The organism is Clostridium tetanomorphum (assembly GCF_017873215.1).
Taxonomy (GTDB): Bacteria; Bacillota; Clostridia; order Clostridiales; family Clostridiaceae; genus Clostridium_AO; species Clostridium_AO tetanomorphum.
In genome coordinates, this window is the sequence record NZ_JAGGKA010000002.1 from 271365 (window position 1) to 296315 (window position 24951).

The 24951-nt window shown below is 26.5% G+C and carries 23 protein-coding genes; 19 read left to right on the forward strand and 4 right to left on the reverse strand.

Annotated features, from left to right (window positions below):
• Positions 1–91: 91 nt before the first annotated feature.
• The 9 genes from J2Z24_RS03335 to J2Z24_RS03375 all read left to right on the forward strand — a co-directional run bounded on the left by J2Z24_RS03335 (position 92) and on the right by J2Z24_RS03375 (position 8351).
• Positions 92–1417, forward strand: coding sequence for a transglutaminase domain-containing protein (locus J2Z24_RS03335; RefSeq protein WP_051593255.1), 1326 nt, complete (start codon positions 92–94; stop codon positions 1415–1417).
• A gap of 108 nt (positions 1418–1525) precedes the next feature.
• Positions 1526–2227, forward strand: a complete 702-nt coding sequence (locus J2Z24_RS03340) for a hypothetical protein (protein WP_035147909.1) — start codon at positions 1526–1528, stop codon at positions 2225–2227.
• A 167-nt stretch (positions 2228–2394) separates the two neighbouring features.
• Entirely contained in the window at positions 2395–3228 is an 834-nt protein-coding gene (locus J2Z24_RS03345; protein WP_085059053.1) for a response regulator, read from the forward strand.
• 47 nt (positions 3229–3275) lie between these two features.
• Positions 3276–3968: an Ig-like domain-containing protein gene (locus J2Z24_RS03350; RefSeq protein WP_035147910.1), complete on the forward strand. Its 693-nt coding sequence runs from the start codon at positions 3276–3278 to the stop codon at positions 3966–3968.
• Positions 3969–4359: 391 nt separating this feature from the next.
• Positions 4360–5169: an SLAP domain-containing protein gene (locus J2Z24_RS03355; RefSeq protein ID WP_051593256.1), complete on the forward strand. Its 810-nt coding sequence runs from the start codon at positions 4360–4362 to the stop codon at positions 5167–5169.
• Between the two features lie 16 nt (positions 5170–5185).
• Positions 5186–6247: a cell wall-binding repeat-containing protein gene (locus J2Z24_RS03360; protein WP_035147913.1), complete on the forward strand. Its 1062-nt coding sequence runs from the start codon at positions 5186–5188 to the stop codon at positions 6245–6247.
• A 19-nt stretch (positions 6248–6266) separates the two neighbouring features.
• Positions 6267–7079, forward strand: coding sequence for an SLAP domain-containing protein (locus J2Z24_RS03365; protein ID WP_035147914.1), 813 nt, complete (start codon positions 6267–6269; stop codon positions 7077–7079).
• Positions 7080–7313: 234 nt separating this feature from the next.
• A complete protein-coding gene (locus J2Z24_RS03370) occupies positions 7314–7865 on the forward strand; it encodes a manganese efflux pump MntP (protein ID WP_035147915.1) in 552 nt (183 codons plus the stop codon).
• Between the two features lie 60 nt (positions 7866–7925).
• Positions 7926–8351 carry a Fur family transcriptional regulator gene (locus J2Z24_RS03375; RefSeq protein ID WP_035147918.1) on the forward strand — a complete coding sequence of 142 codons (426 nt, stop codon included), beginning with the start codon at positions 7926–7928 and terminating at the stop codon, positions 8349–8351.
• A 13-nt stretch (positions 8352–8364) separates the two neighbouring features.
• Here the strand turns inward: J2Z24_RS03375 and J2Z24_RS03380 are convergent, their stop codons facing one another.
• On the reverse strand, positions 8365–8694 hold the full coding sequence (locus J2Z24_RS03380; protein WP_035147920.1) for a hypothetical protein: 330 nt from the start codon (positions 8692–8694) through the stop codon (positions 8365–8367).
• 92 nt (positions 8695–8786) lie between these two features.
• Here J2Z24_RS03380 and J2Z24_RS03385 point away from each other — a divergent pair, with 92 nt between their 5' ends.
• The 3 genes from J2Z24_RS03385 (at position 8787) to J2Z24_RS03395 (ending at position 11592) form a co-directional block, all read left to right on the forward strand.
• The gene (locus tag J2Z24_RS03385) at positions 8787–9185 is read left to right on the forward strand and encodes a DUF6762 family protein (protein WP_035147922.1); all 399 of its coding nucleotides are present in this window, start codon (positions 8787–8789) and stop codon (positions 9183–9185) included.
• Between the two features lie 198 nt (positions 9186–9383).
• Positions 9384–10442, forward strand: coding sequence for an HD-GYP domain-containing protein (locus tag J2Z24_RS03390; RefSeq protein WP_035149730.1), 1059 nt, complete (start codon positions 9384–9386; stop codon positions 10440–10442).
• A gap of 124 nt (positions 10443–10566) precedes the next feature.
• Positions 10567–11592, forward strand: a complete 1026-nt coding sequence (locus J2Z24_RS03395) for a rhomboid family intramembrane serine protease (RefSeq protein WP_035149733.1) — start codon at positions 10567–10569, stop codon at positions 11590–11592.
• A 90-nt stretch (positions 11593–11682) separates the two neighbouring features.
• Here the strand turns inward: J2Z24_RS03395 and ftsH are convergent, their stop codons facing one another.
• The gene (gene ftsH / locus J2Z24_RS03400) at positions 11683–13425 is read right to left on the reverse strand and encodes an ATP-dependent zinc metalloprotease FtsH (RefSeq protein ID WP_035149735.1); all 1743 of its coding nucleotides are present in this window, start codon (positions 13423–13425) and stop codon (positions 11683–11685) included.
• Positions 13426–13758: 333 nt separating this feature from the next.
• Between ftsH and J2Z24_RS03405 the strand changes: the two genes are divergently transcribed.
• The 7 genes from J2Z24_RS03405 to J2Z24_RS03435 all read left to right on the forward strand — a co-directional run bounded on the left by J2Z24_RS03405 (position 13759) and on the right by J2Z24_RS03435 (position 22255).
• Complete coding sequence (locus tag J2Z24_RS03405) at positions 13759–14754, forward strand: YkvA family protein (protein ID WP_035149737.1); 996 nt, start codon at positions 13759–13761, stop codon at positions 14752–14754.
• Positions 14755–14834: 80 nt separating this feature from the next.
• Complete coding sequence (rnhA, locus tag J2Z24_RS03410) at positions 14835–15287, forward strand: ribonuclease HI (protein ID WP_035149740.1); 453 nt, start codon at positions 14835–14837, stop codon at positions 15285–15287.
• Positions 15288–15377: 90 nt separating this feature from the next.
• Positions 15378–15542: a YtxH domain-containing protein gene (locus J2Z24_RS03415; protein ID WP_111947832.1), complete on the forward strand. Its 165-nt coding sequence runs from the start codon at positions 15378–15380 to the stop codon at positions 15540–15542.
• Between the two features lie 248 nt (positions 15543–15790).
• Positions 15791–17095, forward strand: coding sequence for a helix-turn-helix domain-containing protein (locus tag J2Z24_RS03420; protein ID WP_035149743.1), 1305 nt, complete (start codon positions 15791–15793; stop codon positions 17093–17095).
• An 18-nt stretch (positions 17096–17113) separates the two neighbouring features.
• Positions 17114–18367 carry a helix-turn-helix domain-containing protein gene (locus tag J2Z24_RS03425; RefSeq protein ID WP_035149746.1) on the forward strand — a complete coding sequence of 418 codons (1254 nt, stop codon included), beginning with the start codon at positions 17114–17116 and terminating at the stop codon, positions 18365–18367.
• A gap of 328 nt (positions 18368–18695) precedes the next feature.
• The gene (gene clpB / locus J2Z24_RS03430; protein ID WP_035149748.1) at positions 18696–21302 is read left to right on the forward strand and encodes an ATP-dependent chaperone ClpB; all 2607 of its coding nucleotides are present in this window, start codon (positions 18696–18698) and stop codon (positions 21300–21302) included.
• A 242-nt stretch (positions 21303–21544) separates the two neighbouring features.
• Positions 21545–22255 carry a polysaccharide deacetylase family protein gene (locus J2Z24_RS03435; RefSeq protein ID WP_241392935.1) on the forward strand — a complete coding sequence of 237 codons (711 nt, stop codon included), beginning with the start codon at positions 21545–21547 and terminating at the stop codon, positions 22253–22255.
• A 74-nt stretch (positions 22256–22329) separates the two neighbouring features.
• Here J2Z24_RS03435 and J2Z24_RS03440 read toward each other — a convergent pair whose 3' ends face one another.
• A complete protein-coding gene (locus J2Z24_RS03440; RefSeq protein ID WP_051593359.1) occupies positions 22330–24189 on the reverse strand; it encodes an LTA synthase family protein in 1860 nt (619 codons plus the stop codon).
• A 29-nt stretch (positions 24190–24218) separates the two neighbouring features.
• The gene (locus J2Z24_RS03445; RefSeq protein ID WP_035149754.1) at positions 24219–24944 is read right to left on the reverse strand and encodes a type 1 glutamine amidotransferase; all 726 of its coding nucleotides are present in this window, start codon (positions 24942–24944) and stop codon (positions 24219–24221) included.
• Positions 24945–24951: the final 7 nt, after the last annotated feature.

Consider the following 24951-nt stretch of genomic DNA (forward strand, 5'->3'; position numbering starts at 1 on the left):
AATAATGTAATTTTAGGTAATTTTATATCTTTATAAATAGTGATAATTATATTACGATAATAATATAACACTATTTATTTAGGAGGAATTTATGAAAAATATGAAAAAGTTTATAACAAGTTTTTTAATAATGATTTGTATAACTTTATTACCAATAAAGGCCGGTGCAGCACCAGACATAAATAAAAATAATGGTAAACAGTACAGAGTAGAAAGTGCCCAGGTAATAAATAAAAATACACTGGATTCGGAGAAAAACCAGACCATAAATACTCCAGTGTACAAAAGTTATGCTGAGTATACCTGTTATTCTGTAGATGATATTTTAGAAGTAGTTAAAGACTATTGTTTAAATAGAGAAGAAAGTTTTACTATAAGTTATATAGGAAATTTTGATGATTTACACAATATAGTTGATGAAATATACGATTATATAGAACGAACGGACGGTTATTTAGCTAATTCCATTAAGTCGTATTCGGGAAGATGGGCAATGTACACTGATGGAAGTATAGATTTACAACTTAATATAAGTTATAGAACTACTAAAGCGCAAGAGGAATATGTAGATGCAAAAGTAAGTTCTATATTAAACAATATAATTACTGAATATATGACTGATGATCAAAAGGAGAAAGCTATACATGATTATATTGTAGCTAATATAGCTTATGACACTTCTTTAACAAAATTTACTGCTTATGAGGCACTATATTCTGGCACAACTGTTTGTCAAGGATATGCTATGCTTGCTTATAAAATGTTAAATCAGGTAGGAATAGAAACAAAAATAGTAGTAGGGGAAGCAAATAATGGTAGTAGTACTGAAAGTCATGCATGGAATTTAGTAAATCTCCATGGAAAATGGTACCAATTAGATTGCACCTGGGATGATCCAGTTCCAGATAGAAAAGGAAGAGTAAGATATGATTATTATAATATAACAGATGAGAAGATGGGACAAGATCATTTTTGGGAAAGAGCAAAATATCCTGAAGCTTATACATATTATGATATGAGCAACATAGACAAGCCTTATGAAAAAAAAGATTTAAGCGGATTTAAGCAAATTACTGAAAAAAAGGATGTAGCTGTAGATAAAGTATGGAATATTGATTTTACAAAATCCGTAAATGTAGACAGTATAAATCATAATAATATATTTGTGGTTAGAGAAGATGAATTTAATAGTAGATTTAATTCTATAGAAGACATAAATGATATAAATTTTTTGAATAGTTTAAATAAAATTTCAACAAAGATAGGATATGATGAAAACAAGAGACTCTTAACTATTACTCCACAATATAAATACAATTCAGCATGTAGTTATTATATAATTATCACAGAAAAAGTATTGTCTTTATATGGTGAAAAAATACCGAAGCCAATTATAATGAAATTTACAACTAAGTAGATAATAGTAAAAAAAATAAAATATATTACGATAAGTATATTGTATACAACTATTTTAATAGTTGGATTAAAAGTTTAAATAATATAATTATAATGGAGGGATCATGTTTTGAAGGTAGTTAAGAACAAATGTAATGGTATTACTAATAAAAATTTAATAAAAACTTTTTCAGCTTTTTTATTGATTTTCTTTTTTGCGTTTTGTCTAGTTAATCAAAAGGTTTTTGCTGAAGAAGATTCAAAAAATTTAGGAATTAAATCTATAAATGATCCTAAATATGTATGGACAGTGGCTTTTACTAATGCAGGAGATTTTAATTCTATAAAAAATAATATAGGTGTTAGAGAATTAAATGGAAATAGTGTAGGAAAGTTAGTTAATGTAAAAGTTGAACCAGGAGAAGATGATAAAACAGTTAAAATAATACCTCCAACTAGCGGATATGAAATAGGTAAGTCCTATAGAATTATTGTAGGGAAAGGTGCAAAATCTAAAAATGATAAAAATATGAAGAGAGATGTATTATTAGATTTTAAAGTAACATCAGAGATAAAAGTTAATGTTAAGGTAGAGGTATCAGAGGTATTATCTATATTAAAGAAAATATCTGTAGATTGTGACAAAACAGCTAATGTTAAAAAGTATAAAATTGAAGGCAACAATAATTTGTTTCATATAGATAAGGAAGCTATTACTCTATTTAATGGAAATAGTGCTAAAATATATCTTTGTGATAATGAAAATAATATTTTAGGAGAAGGAACTATTGATGTAAGTAAATCTAATGAGAACACGATTATAGTAAGGTAGAAATAAAAGTTAAGAATTAAAGAGACAAGTTATGATTATGTTATGTAAAAGATCAGATTTTTGTCTGATCTTTTATGTAAACATTTTTCTTTTAGAATAAGTATAAGCTTTTTATAATAGAAGTATAGATAAGTTATTAGAATTTGTGTTAGATATAGAGGTGAAGTATGGCTAATGTATTAGTTGTTGATGATTCAGCCATTATGAGAATAAATATAAAGTCTATTTTAGCTCAAGCAGGGCATAATGTTGTAGCAGAAGCTGAAACTGCAACACAGGCCTATTGTGAGTATCAAAAGTATCATCCAGATTTAGTTACTATGGATATAAATATGCCGGGCATAAGCGGAATAGAAGGAACAAAAAAAATATTACAAACATATCCAGATGCTAAGATAATCATAGTAAGTTCATTAGAACAAAAAAATCAAGTAGTAGATGCTTTGGAAGCAGGAGCATTACATTATGTTTTAAAGCCTATTACTACGGAAAAACTTTTATCCAGAATAGGTTCTGTATTAGGAGATAATACAGATGCTGAAGAAGATAATGAAAAGGAAAAAATAGAAGAAAATAATGAAGAGGAAAAAGTAGAAGAAAATATTGAGGAAAAGAAAGAAGAACCTTTTTTAGTAATAAATAAAAATGGTGTATTTGTTATTAAAATAAATGGATCCATGGACATGGAAGGATTGGAAATATTAAAAAAGGTAATGTATGGTTTATCCTTTGTTAAGCCTTTACAAGTTATTTTTGATTTTAATGAAATTAAGTCTATTGAAATGACAATTTATAATGGATTAGTGGATTTAGCAAAAAATCTATTTGAAAAAGAAGCAGATGTAAAAGTTATTGTGAAGAATAGTGATTTGCATAAATTTATTATACATAATAATATAAATTCTTATGCAAAGATTTATAAAGATATGAGTGAAATAGAGAATGAAAATATTAGCGATGATAAAGAACAGGATCAACTTGAAACCAATATTAGTAAATAAGATGAAGTAGAATTACTTCATGTTTATTAATAAATTAGGAGGAAACTATGAATAGAAGAATAATATGTAAATTTATATGTACTATGTTGACCATTGCTTTTATGTCCATAGGAGCAACAAAAGCTTTTGCTAGTAGTATTGTAAAATTTTCAGATAAAACAGTAAAGGAAAACAAAGTTTGGGCTATAAAATTTAATTTTGAATTGGATTCAAATACAATTAATAACTCAGTTATTGTAAAGGATTCCTTGGGAAATAAAATAGATACAGATGTAAAACTTATAGAGGATAGAAAAACCATATTAGTATCCCCCCCTAATAATGGATATGAACATGGTAAAAGTTATACACTAGTTGTTGAAGATAATATAAAGTCTATTTATGGTAAAGAATTAAAAGAAGGAGCATCAGTTAATTTTGATATATCTAATAATACTAGTAGTGGAAATAATAGTTCAAGTACTTATAGCGCTAAGGCTAAGGTGGAAGTATCACCAGCTACTCCTTTATTTAAAGTAATTACTATAAAGTCTACAGATGTTTCTAATGCTAAGGGATTTAAGATTGAAGGAAATAATAATTTATTTCAAATAGGAAAATCAGCCTTTAGTATAGTAAATGAAGAAAAAGTAACTATATATTTTTATGGAGAAGACGGCACCACTATATTAGGAAAAGGAATTTTAGATGTTAGTAAAACAGCAGATAATGTAGATATCCAGGTAGAGAAGAGTAGATAAATTTATATTTTAATTCATGTAATAAAAGAGCTGTCGTATTAAGGAATTTACATACAATATACTTGTTTTGCAAGTTTAAAGTTAACACAATATATTGTAGAATTTATTCTTAATGCGACAGCTCCTTTGTAAATGAGTTTTGGTATTATTTGTTTCAATTTTTAGTGGAATCTGTTAAAATATAAAATAAGTTAATATAATTTTTATAGGAAAATATGTAGAAATTTATATTTTAAATTATATGGAATAAATTACTTTAAACTTATTCTACATAATACTTTACTAGTGTCTTCTAATGATGGTACTATTTAATTAAGATATAAATTTAAGTATACTATGTAGGAAGTTTAGAATAATTTTAGAGAAAAATAACTTTAAAGGAGAAAAAATCATGGAAGGTAGAAAAGACTTAGATTTAGAACTTTCATTAAAGCAAGAAATGGAAGATAGAATATCTGATTTACAAAAAGAGTGTATTTTAGATGATTTGCAAGAATTACCACCAGTAAAGGAAAATGATGTGAATATAAGTACCACTTATATATTTGAGAATGATGAAGGGTATGAAGCAAGCATTTTTTTGAGAAATGGATTAAATATACAAATAAATTTTGATAAGTTACCTCTTATTATAATAGATGAAAATAATAAGGTATTAGCATCAAAGGTATTTGATATGAAGGATTTAGGAGATATACCACCTTGTAGTGCAAGACCATATAAACTATTATTTGATAGAAATAGCTTATTAGTAGATAAGTTACCAGAAAGTAAATGTAAAGTAGTATTTAGTACTAATATTAAAGCAGTAAATAGTGTGAAAACTCAATATGAAAACTTACCTGAAAGTATTTCACCGAATTATAAAAGAGCACTAGAAAATTGTTTGACAAATTTACCTATTATAGAAAACGGACAAATATCTATGTCAGTATATGATATAAAGTATAATGGGGATGAGAAAAAAATATATGTTACAATAATTATACGTAATGGTGCACAGAAGAAAATTAAAGTAGAAAAGATACCTATGACATTATTTGATGACAAAAATAGAAAAGTCACTTCTGCAGTTTTTGACACAAATAATTTGGAAATTAATGCATTGAAAGCAGGAATATATAATTTTGTTTTTTTATGCGATAATATATATAATATAGAAGAATATGATTTGAAAAAATTATATGTGAAATTTGTTTAGTTGGAGGGGATAGTTTATGAATAAGAAAAAACTTAATAAAATTGTTTGTACTGCAGTTGTTTCTGTATTTTTAGCTACAGGATTTAATAGTGGACAGGTAAAAGCTGCTACTGTTACTAGAAAAGGTGGTGGGGATAGGTATTCCACAGCTTCAGCAGTTGCAATAGATTTGTTTAAAAAATCAGATAATGTAGTTTTGGTAAATGGAATGGGATATCCTGATGCAGTAAGTGCTACACCATTGGCAAAAAATCTAAATGCACCTGTATTATTAACACAGAAAGATAAATTACCTGATGAAGTTCTTTCAACTATAAAGAAAATAGGAGCTAAGAATGTATACATAGTAGGTGGAGAAGGTGTTGTAAGTCCATCTGTTTATAATGCTTTAAAAAGTAATGGATTCAATGTTACGCGTTATGCAAAGGATGGCGGAAGTAGATATGATACTAATGCAATTGTAGCTAAAGAATTAATTTCAAAGACAGGTGCTAAAAAAGCTATTTTAGTTAATGGACAAGATGGATATTCAGATGCACTAAGTGTAGCTTCTATTGCAGCAAAGCTTGGAATTCCGGTATTAATAACAAATTCTGTAAAATTAGATCCAGAAGTTAAAAAGATTATTGACACTTATAAATTAGATGTTATGGCAGTAGGGGGAACAGCTATATTACCAGACTCTATAATAAATTCTGTTAAAGGTTCAAGAATTGCACAAGGAAAGGATAGATTTAAGACTAATATTAATGTTTTAAATTACTTTAAGTCTGATCTTTCTTTTGATAATGTATATGTAGCTTCTGGTGGCAATGATCGTTTTAAAAACTTTGCAGATGCATTGGTTGCTTCAGCTACTGCAGCAAAATCAGGTGCACCTTTAATTTTAAGTGGAAATGCTGCCAGTTCACAGGACATACTAGCTTGTGAAAACTTTATTAAAAATAATATTAATAAAAATAGTAGTATTAATTTAATTGGAAGCACAGGAGTTTTATCTAAAGATATAGAAAATAATTTAAATAAGATAGCAGAAGAAACTTCAGAACAAGATCTTGAAATTATAGTAATAGAATAAAGAATTTGGAGGATAAAACATGAAAGCAGATGAAAATAGGCTAAATATTGAACTATCAATAAATGAGAATTTAGAAGATAGAATATCTGATGTTCAAAAAAGCTATTTAGAAGAAGAGATGAAAGAAGTTGTTCCTGAAATTAAGGAAGGACAATTAGGTGTATTTGGAGTTTATGCTTTTAACGAAGGAGATAAATTAGAAGTTAAAATATATATTATAAATGGACTTTCAAAATCAATAAATTTTGAACAAGTTCCCTTATACATTATAAATTCTAAAGGAGAAAAGTTGGCGGAACAAACGTTTGATCTTAGAGAAATGGGAGACATTCCTCCACATTCAGCAAGACCTTGGAAAGTATATTTTACAAAAGAAAATTTATTTGTAAAGGAAATACCTCAAGATGATTGGAAAATAGTTTTTGAAACTAAGGCAAGAGCGGTTAAATATGAAAAGATAGAATTAGAGGATATACCAGAAGGTATGGAAAAAAAGCAAATAGATACTTTTAATGAATTTATGGATTCATTACCTAAGCTAGAGAATGGACAAGTAAGTGTATCTCTTTTTACAATAACTCAGTATAAAAATAATAATTTATTAATGACACTTCTAGTTAGAAATGCTTTACCTACTCCTGTTAAATTAGAAAAAATACCTATTACAATAAAAACATCTAGTGAAGAAATAGCTCTTTCAGGAGAGTTTGCATTGGAAGATTTTGAAGTGAATCCATATAAAGCTAGAATATTAAGTTTAGTATTTGAAAAAGATTTACTTTTATTAGAGGAATTTGATTTAACTACATGCAGTGTAACTTTTGATAGATAGTAAAATATAATAGAAGGATTAGAGAAAATAAATTAGAAGAATAACTTATTAGTTTATAATTGACTAGTAAGTTATTTTGTTTTATTGACATATTTAATAAATTTAAATAATATTATTTTTTAGAGATTTCTTTTAAGTGAAATTTGGACTAAAAAATAAATTGTTGATTCTATACTAAGAATTTTATAAAATAAGATAATGACAAAAATTATCTTAACTAAATTGGAGGTAAATATGGATTTTCACTCGCTATTTTTAATTGCTATAGCATTATCTTTAGATGCATTTGGAGTGGCATTATGCGTTGGATTAAATAGACTTGCAACATTAAAATATAAAATTTTATGTGCTATATCATTTGGATTTTTTCAATTTTTATTTTCCATAATAGGAGCTTATTCAGGATTCTTATTTAATACATATATTGTATCTGTTCCTAAGATCATAGGAGGAATAGTTATAGTTTTAGTTGGAATCCTAATGATTAAAGAAGGGTTGGAAAATAAAGAAGAATGTGCAATTGTAAAACCATTAATGTGGATTATACTTGGAATTTCTGTTAGTATTGATGCTATGGTAGTAGGATTTACGGCTCTAAATAATATAGCAAGTTTAAATATCATGTTAAAAGATACCATATTTATAGGTTTTATTACTTTAATTATTAGTATTTTTGCTTTTACTATTGCTAAATACTTAAATAGAATTGAAGTTGTAGGAAAATATGCTGATTATATAGGTGGAGTGATATTAGTAATTTTTGGATTAAAGATGATATTTTTTTAAACTTAAACAAATGTTTATTTTTATGATATAATGAAGATAATATAATTATAAGGTGATAGGATGAATATTGAGCAGTTTTTTAAAATAAATAATATAAAAGTAACTAAAGGAAGAATTAGTATATTTAAAATATTGCAAGAAAGTGATTTTACAGTTACTGTAGAATATATTTATGAACAATGTAAAAATAAAAATATAAATATAGATCTTTCTACTATATATAGAAATCTAGAACTATTTAATAATAAAGGTATTGTTGATAAACTTAATTTAGGAGATGGGAAATATAATTATATAATAAATAAAAACAAGCATAAACATATTCTTGAATGTAGTATTTGTCATAAAGAAGTAGAAATAGACTGTCCATTACAACAAGTAGAGCAAATTATAAAGAATAAGACAGGGTTTACTGTTAAGGAAGAAGAATTAGGAATAAAATTAAAGGGGATTTGTGAAGATTGTATGACAAAAAAACATTCATAAATAAGAAAGAAGGTTAGGGAACCTGGTAAAGTTTTTTTACTTTCCAGATTCCTTTTGAATTTTTTTCTAAAAAAATATTATAATTTATTTTTTTATGAGGAGATTTTTTTTGTAATCCATTAACCTTTACTACAGCAACCTTACCATCAGAAAAAGATAGATGAAAGTTATTAATACCGTATAATTTATTAGTGTTGAAGATTCCAGTAGTAAGATATCTTTCAACTACATAAGTTATTTCTTTAGATTTATAACATATAATTCTATATCTTATAAGTGAACATATCATTAAGATAATTAGTAATATCAAAAAATTAAACTTAGAAATATTTTTACGTTTCATTATATTCCTCCTTGGAATAATATGGAATTGTATAATAATATTATAAACCAAAATTATTTAAAAGTAAATATATGGAAAATGGAGGTTTGAGTATGAATTTTTCTTCATTGGTTTTAATGGAAATAGATAAGGAAACAAAACAATTTATAAAAGAACTTGGAAGTTATGAAGTAACAGATGGGGCAGAATATATAACCAAAATGTATTATGATGGAGAAATGGTAAATTTATCTTTTGATGTAAAGAAGGATGTTGAAGATTGGGAGTATACAGCTATATATGATTTATTTAATGAAGAAATATTTTTAGATAAAGGATATATAATAGAGACTATAGATGATGAATATAATCCAACTTGGAATTTAAAATTTCAATATATTGAAGATATAAAAAGCATGGAAGAAAAGTTGCAGGAATTATGCAGTCTAATTAAAGAAGAAATAGATGAGGTGTTTAAAAAAATACAAAATAAGGAAGAGGATTACAAGTAAATATTAGAATATAATATAGATTTTAATAAAATTTTTAATTTTTATAATTTATTTATTAAATTAATAATACGTTTTCTTAAAAATTCCTTATGTGACTATTTCATTTTATTTATTAGTGTGATATTATCATAATTAGATATTTTAACCAATATATTATCTAATTATGTAATGTGAATTAGTATTTAAGGAGAAATTGTTATGAGGCTTGAATTTATAAATAGGGTAACTGAAAATGATATACTTGGTAAGAGTATTTTAACTAGTGATGGTAAAATTCTTCTAAGGGCAGGAATAAAACTTACAAATACCTATATAAAAAAGCTTCAGGATATAGGAGTATTTTACATTTATGTGGAGGATGAAAGGTTAGAAGATGTAGAAGTGGAAGATCAGCAGCTTAGTGAATTAAAACAATTTACTATGAAAAGTATGTCTGAAATAGTTAAAAACATTCATAGTTGCAATGGAAAAGAATTAAGACAATCATTAGGTGTAGTTGAAGAGTTGGTTGAGTACATAATTGATCTAGGAGATGTAAATAAAAGTCTTTATGATATAAAGACTTATGATAACTATACTTATATGCATTCATTAGATACATGCATAATGACTTCATTTTTAGGACTTTCTTCTGGATTTAAAGAAAATGAGTTAAAGGAACTAGGAGTAGGGGCAGTATTACATGATGTAGGAAAAACAAAAGTACCTAATAAAATTTTAAATAAAAAAGGTAAATTAACAGAAGAAGAGTTTAATGAAATTAAAAAGCATACCTTGTATGGAGGAGAAATATTAAGAAAGAATATTGCCATTCCTAACTCTGTAATAGATATAGTTGAACAACATCATGAGAGAATTGATGGAAGAGGATATCCTTTTGGATTAGAAAAAAATCATATATCAAAATTTGCTAAAGTAGTTTGTATATGTGATGTATACGATGCCGTAAGTAACGATCGATGTTATAGAAAGAAATTTAGCCCTAATGATGCATATGAATTAATACTTGCAGGATCAGGAACCAGTTTTGACAAAGAATTGATAAAGAATTTTAAGGATACTTTTGCTATATATCCGTTAGGATGTTGTGTAAGGCTTTCTAATGGGGAAGAAGGATATGTTATAAAACAAAATGAGGGTTTTCCAGATAGACCAACTATAAGGATATTTTATAATGGTAATACAAAAATGCCAATACCATTTTATGAAATTAATTTATTAAAAAATCCTAGTCTTGTTATAACATCCATTGTTTAAAAATTGAAATTATAATAATTTTATATGTATACTTTTAAAATTGAGCTTTTCATGTAAGGGGAAAGCTCAATTTTAAATTAAGGTAATAATATTATTATTAATTAAAAGGAGAAGAGAATAATATATGAATAATAGAGATAAAGTTATACAGTTTATTGTAGAGAATGTAACTACAAGCTTAGGATATACTTTGATAGAGATTAAAAATAATTACTATGGTTTAGTAAGTCCTTGGGTGTTATTAAAAGAGGAGGAAGATGGATTTAAAAAAGCAATAATATTTTGTAATGAGCAATATGAAAATAATAATGATTATCATATAAAAATAGATATAAATAACCATATAGGTAGTAATAATATAAGTTTAAATAAAGTTATATTCATTGATGATGAAGAAAAAGAAGATGAACTAATAAGAAATATAAATTGTTTTATATCAGAAAATAGTTCATATACTGGAGAATGTATAATATTAGATAAAGAAATTAGTAAAATATTTTATTATAGTGCTGGAAATGAGAATTTAGTAACTATAATATCATATTTTATTAATGAGATTAAAAATAAGGAAAAAAGAATTAGAGATAAAAATACATTTAGCATAACCTACATATTAATAGGAATCAATGTACTAATGTATTTAATTACAGCGATTTTATCGGGAAATATAATAGATAGTAATGTTAATGTTCTGGTATTTTTAGGAGCTAAGGTGAATCCGTTAATAGAAAGAGGAGAATACTATAGACTTATAACCTGTACATTTTTACATGGAGGAATTATACACTTAGGACTTAATATGTATGCATTAAATGCTTTAGGACCTTTAATAGAAAAAGTTTATGGAAAAGTTAAGTACATAATAATATATTTTATTTCTGGAATAACATCTTCGCTATTAAGTTATTTACTATCTGATAGTATATCTATAGGGGCATCGGGAGCTATATTTGGTCTTTTAGGTGCTTGTTTGATAATAGCTTTAAAATTAAAAGATCAGGTAGGAAAGGGGTTTGTTAGTAACATAATATCAGTTATATTTATCAATCTTATAATAGGATTTTCTATTGCTAATGTAGATAACTTTGGACATTTAGGTGGATTAATTGGAGGAACAGTTATATCTTTATTTTTATGGAAGAATGTATAGAACAGATATATTTTTTTAAAAATAAAAAGAGGATAGTTAGTAAAAGTTATAAGTCTTTACTAACTATCCTTATTTCCTGTTAAATAAAGATTAATGAACTGTTTCTAATCTTTCTAGATCTTCAAAATGAAGAGTTTCTTTAAGAAGTAGTTCTTCTGTTATTTTATTTAAAGCAAAGCCTTCTTTTTTCAGAAGATTTTTTGTTTCTTCATAAAGATTATCTACAAGATTTTTACATTCTTTTATTATGCTATCTTTATTTATATTTAAATTCATTAACTCTTGCATATTTAAAAGGCCTAAAGTTTCTCCCATACCATATTGAGTTACCATATGATATGCGATATTTGTACATTGTTTCAAGTCATTATGAGCTCCAGTAGTTATATAGTCCTTGCCAAAGACTAGTTCTTCAGCAGCTCTTCCACCTAAAAGTACCATTATTCTCTTTTTTAAATAATCTTTATTTTGATATAAGCTATCTTCAGGTATACTTAAAGTATAACCACCAGCACCTTTAGTACTTGGTATAATAGTTACTTTAGATACTTTTTCATTAGGAAGAATCTTTAGGGATACTAAAGCATGTCCAACTTCGTGAAAGGCTGTTATTTTTCTATCTTTTTCTTTTATAAAATCTCTATTTTGTTTTTCATAACCAGCAATAACTATAGAGAAAGCTTTATCCATATGAGTATTCTCTATAAATTCACTTTCTTCTTTACAAGCAAGTATAGCTGCTTCGTTTACTAAATTTTCCAGTTTTGCACCAGAGAAGTAAGCAGTTTTTTGAGACCACTCTTTTATATCAATAGATTTAGTTGGCTTGTTTTTTAAGTGAAGGTTAAGGATTTTTTCTCTAGCAGATAAGTCTGGTAAAGATACTTCAATATGTCTATCGAATCTTCCAGGTCTTAGTAAGGCTTCATCCAGCATATCTAATCTATTGGTAGCAGCCATAACTATGATACCATTTTTTTCATTAAAGCCGGACATTTCTGTAAGTAAAGCATTTAAAGTTTGATCTCTTTCATCAGAACCACCAGTTTTGGAATTATCTCTTTTCTTACCTATAGCATCTATTTCATCTATGAAAATAACTGCTTTTCCATGTCCTTTTGCTTTTTTAAATAATTGACGTATTCTACTAGCTCCAACTCCTACATAAACTTGTACGAAATCAGAACCTGACATTGCATAGAAAGGGACATTAGCTTCTCCAGCTACAGCTTTAGCTAATAGAGTTTTACCCGTACCAGGCTCCCCATATAGTATTATTCCTTTTGGCATTCTCGCTCCATAGGAACTATATTTTTCAGGATTTTTCAAAAAGTCAACAATATCCATTACACTTTCTTTTGCCTCTTCATTACCAGCTACATCTTTAAAAGTAAAAGGAATATCTTCTACAGCTGAGGCATCTAAAGAATCAACGGATAACATACCTTTAGAAGTTATTTTTGAAGATTTAATTAACACTACTATTAAAGAGATAACTGATATCATAAAAGAAGATGTAAATATAATAGATGGAACATCAGAAGGAGAGTTTTCTAAAACCTCAACTCCTTGTTTCAAGAGATTTTCTTTAAAATTATCGATTCTAGGATTTTCGGTTTCATATGTTTTGCCGTCAGACAATTTTAATTTTATTTTAGGTGTATCTGTAAAATACACTGTAGATACTTTCTTATGAGACAAGTATTCTAAAAATTGAACGTAACTTATATTTCTGTTTCTTTTAAACCCATAATTTACAGTAAATAACATAATCAAAGATATTACTGCTGTAATTATAGGAATAAAGATTTGCTTTTTCTTTATTTTATCCATTCATTAAAACCCCCATATAAATTTAGTTTTACTATCCCACTGTCAAAGAAAATATTTTTCGCATCATAATAGTATAATAATTCTGTATTTTAGTCCAATGAAAATCATAAAATTTTCTATAGTAATTTATGTGATAAAAGGTTGTTCATTCTAATTATAAGGAAAAATAAAGATAATATAGAAAAATTAATAACTATTTGTATGTAAAATATTATTGCAGAAACAATTATTTATTGTATACTTTAATATATAAGTAGTGAAAAATTATTTGATTTTAAATTAGAGGGTTACATAAGAATTTTTAAAATACCTGTGAATAATTGGAGGAGTTTTATGAAAATATCAGCAGTAAAAGCTGTTTTAACAGAGAAAGATGTATTAGGGATAATAAAAGAGTATGTAAAAATAGAAGGTTTATTTTTAGAAGAATTAACTATAAATGAATTTATAGTTCTTAAGGGTACTTATAAAAAGAAGATTAGTATACCTTTTATAATAAAGATAGGACTTGGAAGCATAAAAGATAATTTACTAAAGATAAAAATATTTAATGTTAAAATAGCAAAAATAGGTATACTTAATATTATCAAAAATTTTGCTCTAAAGAATATATTAAAAGATTTTAAAAAATACGGTATAGAGGTAGATAAAGATACAGTTTCTTTAGATTTAAATGGAGTTTCACAATTTATTCCATACTTTTATTTTAAGTTAAATAAAATAACTATAACAAATGGAGCATTAGAAGCTGAAATAGAAGATATGGTGTATGCAAAGGATAAAGAAATACCAGAAATAGAAGAAGAGGAGAAAAAGTATACTACTCCACAGGATTGCTATACTAAATTTAGAAAAGATATAGAAAACAATATACCAAGTAAGTATGAGAAAATTCTTGAGTATGCTATGATTATACCAGATATAGTAGCCTTATTGTGGAGAATATTTAAAGATAAAAGAGTAGACACTTTTACTAAAGCAAAAGCAATAGGGGTAGTAGGATATTTAGCAATGCCTTTTGATATATTGCCAGATTTTATTCCTTTTATAGGAAAAATAGATGACATAGCAGTAGCATTTTATGGACTAAATTCAATAATTAATGATATACCAGAAGAAATTATATTAGAAAATTGGCAGGGAGAAAAGAATATTATAATTATTGTAAAAGAAGGAGTAAAATACATAGCGGAAATAGTTGGAAGTCAAAATATTAGTACCTTACTTGCTACAATTAAGAACTTATCAAAAAATGAAAATAAAAAGAAAAATAATGAAAAAGATAAAAATTGCAATTTAGAAAATAATAGGGCTGTAAATGAAGAGTAAGATAAATTGATTAGGAACAATATAATACACAATTTTTATGTTTGTTATATGAGAGAAGATAAGGGAGGACATGGGAATATATGAAAAAAGTTATAATATATACTGACGGAGCCTGTAGAGGAAATGGGAAAGAAAATACTATTGGTGGTTACGGTATAGTACTTATGTATAACGAAGTGAAGAAGGAGATTAAAAAAGCTGTAGTAAACACTACTAATAATATAATGGAGTTAACGGCAGTAATAGAGGCACTTTCTTTACTTAAGGAACCCTGTGAAGCAGAAGTTTATAGCGATTCAGCTTATGTAGTAAATGCTATAAATAATAAATGGATAGATTCTTGGTTGAAGAATGGTTGGAAAACTTCATCTAAGGAGCCAGTTAAGAATAAAGAGCTTTGGGAAAAATTAATAAAATTATTAAATTATCATAAAGTAAAGTTTATAAAGGTTAAAGGACATTCAGATAATGAATTTAATAATAGATGTGATAAATTAGCAAACGATGCTATGGATGAATTATTACTAAAGTAAAAAATTTGCTTATGGTAAAAGTTCCTTGATTAAAAAATATTAAATTGCATAATCTATTCATAAGAATAAATTAGGAGAGGTGAATATATTATGCAAAGAAAGCTTTTAACTGGTATGGTTATAGGAGCAGCAGCTACTATGTTGTTTTTACCTGATATGAATAAAGGTACAAAAAGAAGAATAAAAAGAGCCAATAGATATATGAAGAATGCAGCAGGAGATATATATGATAACATGATGAGACGAATGAGATAATATAAAAAATATTATAAATTAAAGAAGATATTTATAGAAAAAGGCAGATTCGTACAATCTGTCCTTTTTTGGTGTAAATTTTTAATTTATAAGAAATTGTAATATATTTTTCTAAAATTTTAATATACATACCAAAAATATGTTATAATATATAAAGAATTTGCACAATAGTTAAATGTAATTAAATTTATTATATATATTTTTATTTTGGCATATTACGCAATTAAGAAGAAAAGGAAGAGTGGACTATGGAAATATTGTCTCTAGGTGAAAAAATAAAAAGAAGAAGAAAAGAATTAGATATGACACTAAAAGATTTAGCAGGAGATAGAATTACTCCAGGTCAAATAAGTCTTGTTGAATCTGGTAAATCTAACCCAAGTATGGATCTCTTAGAGTATTTAGCAGCAACATTAAATACTTCAGTAGAGTATCTAATGGAGTCAGAAGAAACCCAAGCGGAAAAAATATGCACCTATTTTGAGACTATTGCAGAATCTTATATATTGAATAATGATCTTTCGTTAGGTGAACAATATATAGAAAGAGCTTTATATTATGCGGAAAAATACAGCTTAGAGTATAGAAAAGCGAGAAATTTATATCTAAGAGGTATAATATATATAAGCAAAAAAGAAATGGCTTTAGCTCAACAGTTTTTTTTATCTGCTAACGTAATATTTATAAAAGATAATAAATATGAAGAAACTATAAATACATTTGTTAATCTTGGCAAAATAACTTTAGAACTTAAAGCATATCATTCATCTTGTAGTTATTTTCAACAAGCAGAAAAGGTGTATAATGATAATGATATAGGAAATGATTTTATGTTAGGAGAAATATATTATTATATGGCTTATACTAACTTTAAGTTAGAAAATTTAGACAAAGCTATAAATTATTCGTTCCTTGCAAAAGAAAAGTTTAAGCAAATAGATAATAAAAAAGAATATGCTAATACTTTACTTATGATTGCAGAACAATATAGTAAAAAAGGCGATATAGATAATGCTATAAAGTATTCTAAAAAGACTTTAAGTTTATTTAAAGAAATAGATGATCAAGTATATGTAGCTCAAATTGAAAATAATTTGGGAAGACTTTTCTATGAGTTTGAAAATATAGAAGAATCTTTTTTACATTTAAATAAAGCTAGGGAATTAAGAAGAAATATAAAGGATTCAAAACTAATTGAAACTTTAGTAAATATATGTGAAAATTATATTAAGCTTAAGAATATAGAAAAGTCTAAAGAGACCCTAGAAGAAATAATAGATAATATAGAAGATGGAGATCATAATGCATTAATTCAATATTATCTGTTAAAGTATAGAATTCACATGTTGGAAGGAGATTCAAAGGAGGCTGAAAATACTTTAATACTAGCGTTAAATTTTGTACAAAATATGGACTATTTAAAAGAAGCCGCTGAAATATCTATTATGATAGGTAAGTTCTATATAGATAATGGTAGAGATAAAGAGGCTGCACAGTATCTAAATAGTGGGGTTGAGATATTTAAGAAATTAGGCATATTAAAAGAGTCTTAAATGGATAGGTGAAGAATTATGGAGATACTTTCTACTGGAGAGAAAATTAGAAGGGCTAGGATATATAAGGGATATACATTAAAATATATATGTGAAGATAGAATTTCAGTTTCTAAAATGAGTTGTATAGAGAATGGGAAAGTTGTTCCAGAAGATTGGATATTGGAATTCATTGCTAAAAAATTAGATTTAGACATAGAATATTTAAAAGATGATGTTAGAAGTCAGATTAGAAATAATATAAATATTTTAAAAAATAGTGGTAAAAAAGATGATTATGAAAAAAATTTAGAGTATAATTTATCCTTTGCACAAGAATATCGTTATTATGAAGAAGCCTTTAATATAATGCATATGATATTTAGTTATAATATTGATAAAGGCAAATTTGGGAAACTTCAAGTGTTAATCCCAACATACTATGAAATTTGTTTAAAGTGTAAACTTGTAGAGAATCAGTTAACTTATTATATGGATATAGCTAGATATTTATACAGTTCAAGTGAATATGTTCAAGCTTCTGGATATTATAATACCATAAGAATAGAAGCAGAAAAATTAAAGAAAAATGAGGTTGTTGCAAAAGCTACTTTTAATGAATGTGCTTGCTATATTATGTTAGAAAAGTATGAAGAAGCATATAAGATTGCTGAGTCCCTTAAATCTTTAGTAGATTATTTTAATGATAATACTAAAAAAGCAGAGGCATATCACATGATGGCGGTACTATCATTAAGAATGAATAAGGAATGTTTTAAGGAATATGAACAAAAATCTTATGAATTATATGGGGAAAACAAAATCTATAAAGCAAATGCCATATATAACTACGCAGTTACTATGATGGATTTAGGACTTAGGGATGAAGGAATTCAATACATAATGAAAGCTTTAGATTGTCATCCAAAAGAAAAAGAAGAAAATTTGGTAAGCTTTATGGTAATGTGCATTAATGAGTTAATTAAGAATGATATTATAGATGAAGCAGAAAAAATTAGTAATGAAACAATAAATTATGCTATTGATTTAAATAATATAAAATATATAGAAAAAGCATATCATTGTAAGGCTTTAATATTAGGTAAAAAACATGAATTGGAAGCAGAAGAAATGTATATGAACTTATCTTTAGATACTTTAATGAAATTTGGAAACAAGAAAGAGGTATATGAAAGATATCTAGAGATGGGAAATATGTACCATAAGATGAATAATGTTGGGGAAGCAATAAAATATTTTAATTTAGCAATTAATTTATCTAAAAAGATCTAATTTTTATTAGAACTAATGTTTATATAATTTAAATTTTAATTATTAAGAGATATATTATAAAAAACTGTATGAAAAATTTATTTTTCATACAGTTTTTTATATAAATTCTTGCAAAAAAGATTGATATAGCTAATTAAGTTAAATTAGTTTTTTATTTCTCTTTAGATTTTAATATTATATAATTAATCTCTATATTATAGACTTTGACTTTCTTTGACTATTATATTAATATTTAAATTGTAGAAGATTTAAATATAACTATTATGAATTTAATTATACTAATTACTGATATATACTAGAGGAAAATATAATGTGGAGGTATTAAAAAATGGATATTGAAAAATTAACATTGAAAGTTCAGCAGTCAATAAATGAAGCTCAATTGATAGCAGTAAAGTATAATCATCAGCAAATAGATGTGGTTCATCTGTTTTCTGCCCTTATTTCTCAAGAAGATGGACTTATTCCCAATATATTAGGAAAAATAGGTATTAATATAAAGTTACTTAATGAAGAAACTAATAAAGAATTAGATAAAATGCCTAAAGTTTTGGGAGAAGGAGCTCAAAGTTCAGGAGTTTATGCAACAAGAAGATTTGAAGAAGTATTTGTAAAAGGAGAGAAGATAGCTAAGGATTTTAAGGATTCCTATATAAGTGTAGAACATGTTATGTTAGCTATGATGGATATTGATAAAAATGGAATTGTAGGCAACATATTAAAAAACTTTAGTATAACTAAGGAAGCATTTTTAAATGTACTAGCTGAAGTTAGGGGAAACCAAAGAGTAGATACACAAGATCCAGAAGGAACATATGAAGCTTTAGTTAAATACGGAAGAAATTTAATTGATGATGCTAAAAAGCATAAACTTGATCCAGTTATAGGAAGAGATGAAGAAATAAGAAGAGTTATTAGAATTCTTTCAAGAAGAACTAAAAATAATCCGGTGCTTATAGGAGAACCTGGTGTAGGTAAAACTGCTATAGTAGAAGGATTAGCAGAAAGAATAGTAAGAGGTGATGTTCCAGAGGGACTAAAAAATAAAATAATTTTTTCTTTAGATATGGGAGCATTAATTGCAGGAGCTAAGTATAGAGGAGAATTTGAGGAAAGGCTTAAAGCAGTTTTAAAAGAAGTGCAAAATAGTGAGGGAAGAATAATATTATTTATAGATGAAATTCATACTATAGTTGGTGCTGGAAAAACAGAAGGAGCTATGGATGCCGGAAATCTTATAAAACCAATGCTAGCAAGAGGAGAACTCCATTGTATAGGGGCTACTACTTTTGATGAATACAGAAAATATATAGAAAAAGATAAAGCTTTAGAAAGAAGATTTCAACCTGTAATTGTAGAAGAACCTACAGTAGAGGATAGTATATCTATACTTAGAGGATTAAAAGAAAGATTTGAAATACATCATGGAATAAGAATTCATGATTCAGCTATAGTAGCTGCAGCAAAATTATCAAATAGATATATAACAGATAGATATCTACCAGACAAGGCCATAGATTTAATTGATGAAGCTGGAGCTATGATAAGATCAGAAATAGACAGTATGCCTACTGAAATGGATACAATAAAAAGAAAAATATTTCAATTGGAGATTGAAAAAGAAGCATTATCAAAAGAAAAAGATATTAGATCAGAAGAAAGATTAAAGGCATTAGAAAGGGAATTAAGTAATTTAAAAGAAAAAGATAAGGAAATGACATCTAAATATGAAAAGGAAAAGGAACAGATAGTAGGAGTAAGGAATTTAAAAGAAAGGCTAGATGAAGCTAGAGGACAGTTAGAAAAAGCAGAAAGAGAATATGATTTAAATAAAGTAGCAGAATTGAAATATGGTGTTATTCCAGTTATAGAAAGGGATATAAAAGATAAAGAAGCTTTAATAAAAGAAAACAGTGAAGGAAATATGCTAAAAGAAGAAGTTACAGAAAATGAAATATCAGAAATTGTATCTAAATGGACTGGTATACCTGTGTCTAGGCTTGCAGAAGGAGAAAAGAAAAAACTTTTAAGATTAGAAGAAGAACTACAGGAAAGAGTAATAGGACAAGAGGAAGCGGTGACAGCAGTTTCAAATGCAGTAATAAGAGCAAGAGCAGGAATGAAAGATCCAAGAAGACCAATTGGCTCATTTATATTTTTAGGACCTACTGGAGTGGGTAAAACAGAATTAGCAAAAACTTTAGCTAGAACTTTGTTTGATAGTGAAGAAAATATTATAAGAATAGATATGTCAGAATACATGGAAAAATATGCTGTATCAAGACTTATAGGAGCTCCTCCAGGATATGTAGGATATGAAGAAGGAGGACAATTAACTGAGGCGGTTAGAAGAAAGCCTTATTCAGTAATACTATTTGATGAGATAGAAAAAGCACATGAAGATGTGTTTAATGTATTCTTACAAATATTAGATGATGGAAGGCTTACAGATAACAAAGGAAAAACTGTGGATTTCAAAAATTGTATAATTATAATGACATCTAATATAGGAAGTAGTTATCTTCTAGATAATAACTTGGATTCTGGTATAGAAGAAGGAATAAGAAATAGAGTAATGAATGAACTTAAAGGAAGATTCAAACCAGAATTTTTAAACAGATTAGATGATATTATAATGTTTAAACCGCTTACAAATAATGAAATAACTAAGATAATAGATATTTTCTTAAAAGATATAGTTAAAAGGCTACAGGATAAAAATATTTCTTTAATAGTAACAGATAAAGCAAAAAAACTTATGGCTAAGGAAGGGTATGATCCTATTTATGGAGCAAGACCTTTAAAAAGGTATATTGAGAATACAATAGAAACACAAATAGCTAAGCAGATAATTAAGGGAGAAATCTATGAAGGATGTACTATAGGAGTAGATAGCAAAGATGAAAATATTATAATAGAAAGGGTAAATAATTAATGGATAGTTGTGTAAATTTAGAATAAAACAACTTTATTTAATAATAATTACCTAAAAATAATAAGCATTAATAAGGAGATAAGGGTTAATCTATATAGTATAAGAATATATATTTTAAATTATATAAGAAGGTGCTTTTTATGAAAAAGTTGTCTTTACACAAACATATAGTTAAATTTCTTTATCTCCTTTTTTGTATTTTTATTTTTACCACTCCATTTGTAACTAGGAATAATTTAGATATGATAAATTTTTATGGAATCATGGATAATGATGTAGCTGTTAATTCTAATAATAAATCTAAAATTGCATTTTTAACCTTTGATGATGGACCATCACCAAATAATACAAGGAAGATATTGAAAATACTTAAAGAGAATGATGTAAAAGCCACTTTTTTTATAGTTGGTACAAAAGGAGAGGCTAACCCCCAAATATTAAGAGAATTAAGTAATAATGGTATGTGCATATTACCACATAGTTATTCACATAGCTATAAAGATATTTATAGCAGTTCAAATAGTTATTTTAATGATCTAAATAAGTGTATAGATGTAATAAAAAGAATTACGGGTACAGCACCTCTTCCTTATACTAGATTACCGGGAGGATCTGACAATTTAGTTTCAAATCCGGAAAATCTAAGAACCATAAGGAATAAGTTAAATGCAAAAGGCATAGATTATGTAGATTGGAATGTAAGTTCTGGAGACGCATCTGAAGAGACAGTAACTACTAGTACTATAAAAAATAATGTATTCAATCAATGTAAAAACAATAATTTTTCAGTAATACTTATGCATGATACTTATTATAAAAATACTACTGTAGAAGCATTGCCATATACTATAAAGCATTTGAAAGAGCAGGGATTCGAATTTAGAACTTTTGAAAATCTATCTGCTTGGGAAAGAGGAACTATGATCAATATGGGTATAATTAACAGAAGATGATAAGGTTATATAATTGAGTAAAATAAAAATAGCTATCAAAAGTTTATAATTGATAGCTATTTTTATTATAAAATTTAATGATCTTTAAAATAGTTGCTTCTTAATAATTTATCTGAAATATTAAGTCCATCAATAGCTCGTTGTTTTTCTTCTTTGTTTTTATAGTCTCCTATATATACTCCATTACTTAAAACTACAAAATTTTTATTGGTTTTGAGTAGATTTCTTCCCATAGCAGTATTTATATAATCTTTTTCATTAACTCCCATAAGATAACATACTGTAGGCATTATATCTATATGTCCACCTATTGTGGAAAATTTTTCTCCTTGAAGTTTTTTAGAATATATTATAAGAGGAACTCGTAAATTATCTTTATACCACCAATCTTCTCGTGGTTTTATATTACCCAGTTTATCTTTGTAGTATTTATGAACACCGGAATGATCTCCATATATAACTAATACAGAGTTATCTAAAATACCTTTATTATTTAAGGATTCAATAAATTTGCCCAGATGCTTGTCTGTATAATAGATACTTTGAAAATAATCACCAATTATACTTTTATCTATGTTATCAGTAAGTTTCATATCCCTATATTCTTTTGGAAGATTAAATGGCATATGACTAGTTAAAGTAACAAAGAATGAATAAAAAGGCTGTTTTTGGTTACTTAATTTTTCGCCAAGTTGTCTTAAATAACTTCCATCACTTAATCCAAGTCCGACAACTTCATCTACTTTAAATCCAGTAACATCAGTGCATTTATCAAATTCCATTGAGCTTAAGGCAGGCATCCAATTCCAATATCCTCCCCCATCTGGATGAAAAGCAGAAGTATAATAGCCTAATCCTTTCATAAGTTTTGGTAAAGAATTATATTCATTATCAGGAAAGCGGAAAAAAGTTGAGCCATTTCTTACAGGGTAAGCTGAAGTATTAGTCATTAAATCACTATCAGAACTATTGCCACCACATACCTGTTCATATATCTCAGGAAAGTAAAGACTATTTTTTAATAACTTATTTAAATTAGGAGTTATTTCTTGTCCTTGAATTTTCTGTGCTATAACAAAGTTTTCTAAAGATTCTACTTGGATAGCTATTAAATTTTTACCCTTAAGCATTCCTTTATATTTATTATCAGGTAAGTTTTCTTTTTTATCTTCGTACCATTTTAAAGCATCCTTAATGTCTGTATCCTTTAGTGTAAGCCTTTGAGAATTCTTTATATATAAATAGCTGTCGTAAATATGATATCCCAAAGGGGACATATTGGATATGTTGTAGAGAGGAGACCAGTATATAAAGAAATATCTCTTGTTTTTACCATTTTCAAGGATGTCGTATCTATAATGATAATAAAATCCTATACCGCCACCTACTAATAATAAAACTAAAAAAGTTATTAATTTTCTTTCTATGTTTTTATAAATATTCTTACCGATGAAGAATATAAAAAGTAAGAATATTAAATCTATAAAGAAAACAATGTCAGAAGTTCTTATCATTGATATAATTGTATCTCCTAGGTTTCCTAAATTACCTTTTTGAGATAAATTATAAGGAGACATAAGACCTTGAAAGCCTCTATAGTAAATAATATCAAATAACATGAATAAAGATATTATTAAATTTATAAACCAAAAGGCTATAAATTGAGCTCGTCCTTTAAAAATATATCCAAATGATAAAAACACAATTATAATACTTATATAAAGAATAGAGCTTACTAAATACATTGGAAGTTTACTTATTGCTAAAACATTTCCAGATGAAGAAGCAATGTATGATACAAAAGCTAGAGATTTTAAATAAATTGATACTACTGTTAGTGTAAATAACCAATGATTTTTAAATAATGTAGCAATTTTTTTTGTGAAACTATTCACAGTAATAGTGTTTTTAGAATTCTTGGTAACTATTTGCATTGAAAAGATCCTTTCTAAATTTTTATAAATTAATTATTATGTCTATTCACTATAAATTCTTTTGCTCTAAGTTCTAAGGTATTATCTAACGGAGCTAAGATTATTTCTTCATTATATTTTTTTTCTAAAGCAGTTTTTATAAGTCTATCTGCTAGTTCAGGATTTTTTGATAGAAGAGAACCGTGAAAATATGTACAATATGTATTTTTGTATATACATCCTTCATATCCATCTTCTCCATTATTACCATAACCTTTAATTACTTTTCCTAAAGGTTTTAGATTACCAATATAAGTTCTACCTGAATGATTTTCAAAACCTACATAAGTTTCGTCAAAATCTTCATTTTTAATAACTGTATTTCCAATGAAGCGAGTATTACCAGCTTCAGTATATATATCTAAGATTCCCAATCCATCTAATTTTTCACCATCAGGAGTAGTATAATAGTTTCCAAGTAATTGATAACCACCGCAAATAGATAGAAATACTTTTCCATCATCTATATAATTTTTTATGGCTTCTTTTTTATTCTCAATTAAATCTTTAGAAACTATGGATTGTTCATAATCCTGTCCTCCACCGAAAAATACAATATCGTAGTCATTTGATGCGAAAGGTGTATCTATGGATAAATTTATTATATTTACTTTTATATCTCTTTTTTCTGCTCTATGCTTTAGTATTAATACATTTCCGATATCACCATATACATTTAATAAGTCTGGATATAGATGACATATATTGAGTTCCATGTTCATT

Excerpts from the sequence above, each read along its gene's own strand:
- J2Z24_RS03335 (WP_051593255.1), top strand. The coding sequence starts at position 92 with ATGAAAAATATGAAAAAGTTTATAACAAGTTTTTTAATAATGATTTGT.
- J2Z24_RS03345 (WP_085059053.1), top strand. The coding sequence starts at position 2,395 with ATGGCTAATGTATTAGTTGTTGATGATTCAGCCATTATGAGAATAAAT.
- J2Z24_RS03350 (WP_035147910.1), top strand. The coding sequence starts at position 3,276 with ATGAATAGAAGAATAATATGTAAATTTATATGTACTATGTTGACCATT.
- J2Z24_RS03355 (WP_051593256.1), top strand. The coding sequence starts at position 4,360 with ATGGAAGGTAGAAAAGACTTAGATTTAGAACTTTCATTAAAGCAAGAA.
- J2Z24_RS03360 (WP_035147913.1), top strand. The coding sequence starts at position 5,186 with ATGAATAAGAAAAAACTTAATAAAATTGTTTGTACTGCAGTTGTTTCT.
- J2Z24_RS03365 (WP_035147914.1), top strand. The coding sequence starts at position 6,267 with ATGAAAGCAGATGAAAATAGGCTAAATATTGAACTATCAATAAATGAG.
- J2Z24_RS03370 (WP_035147915.1), top strand. The coding sequence starts at position 7,314 with ATGGATTTTCACTCGCTATTTTTAATTGCTATAGCATTATCTTTAGAT.
- J2Z24_RS03375 (WP_035147918.1), top strand. The coding sequence starts at position 7,926 with ATGAATATTGAGCAGTTTTTTAAAATAAATAATATAAAAGTAACTAAA.
- J2Z24_RS03380 (WP_035147920.1), bottom strand. The coding sequence starts at position 8,694 with ATGAAACGTAAAAATATTTCTAAGTTTAATTTTTTGATATTACTAATT.
- J2Z24_RS03385 (WP_035147922.1), top strand. The coding sequence starts at position 8,787 with ATGAATTTTTCTTCATTGGTTTTAATGGAAATAGATAAGGAAACAAAA.
- J2Z24_RS03390 (WP_035149730.1), top strand. The coding sequence starts at position 9,384 with ATGAGGCTTGAATTTATAAATAGGGTAACTGAAAATGATATACTTGGT.
- J2Z24_RS03395 (WP_035149733.1), top strand. The coding sequence starts at position 10,567 with ATGAATAATAGAGATAAAGTTATACAGTTTATTGTAGAGAATGTAACT.
- ftsH (WP_035149735.1), bottom strand. The coding sequence starts at position 13,425 with ATGGATAAAATAAAGAAAAAGCAAATCTTTATTCCTATAATTACAGCA.
- J2Z24_RS03405 (WP_035149737.1), top strand. The coding sequence starts at position 13,759 with ATGAAAATATCAGCAGTAAAAGCTGTTTTAACAGAGAAAGATGTATTA.
- rnhA (WP_035149740.1), top strand. The coding sequence starts at position 14,835 with ATGAAAAAAGTTATAATATATACTGACGGAGCCTGTAGAGGAAATGGG.
- J2Z24_RS03415 (WP_111947832.1), top strand. The coding sequence starts at position 15,378 with ATGCAAAGAAAGCTTTTAACTGGTATGGTTATAGGAGCAGCAGCTACT.
- J2Z24_RS03420 (WP_035149743.1), top strand. The coding sequence starts at position 15,791 with ATGGAAATATTGTCTCTAGGTGAAAAAATAAAAAGAAGAAGAAAAGAA.
- J2Z24_RS03425 (WP_035149746.1), top strand. The coding sequence starts at position 17,114 with ATGGAGATACTTTCTACTGGAGAGAAAATTAGAAGGGCTAGGATATAT.
- clpB (WP_035149748.1), top strand. The coding sequence starts at position 18,696 with ATGGATATTGAAAAATTAACATTGAAAGTTCAGCAGTCAATAAATGAA.
- J2Z24_RS03435 (WP_241392935.1), top strand. The coding sequence starts at position 21,545 with ATGATAAATTTTTATGGAATCATGGATAATGATGTAGCTGTTAATTCT.
- J2Z24_RS03440 (WP_051593359.1), bottom strand. The coding sequence starts at position 24,189 with ATGCAAATAGTTACCAAGAATTCTAAAAACACTATTACTGTGAATAGT.
- J2Z24_RS03445 (WP_035149754.1), bottom strand. The coding sequence starts at position 24,944 with ATGGAACTCAATATATGTCATCTATATCCAGACTTATTAAATGTATAT.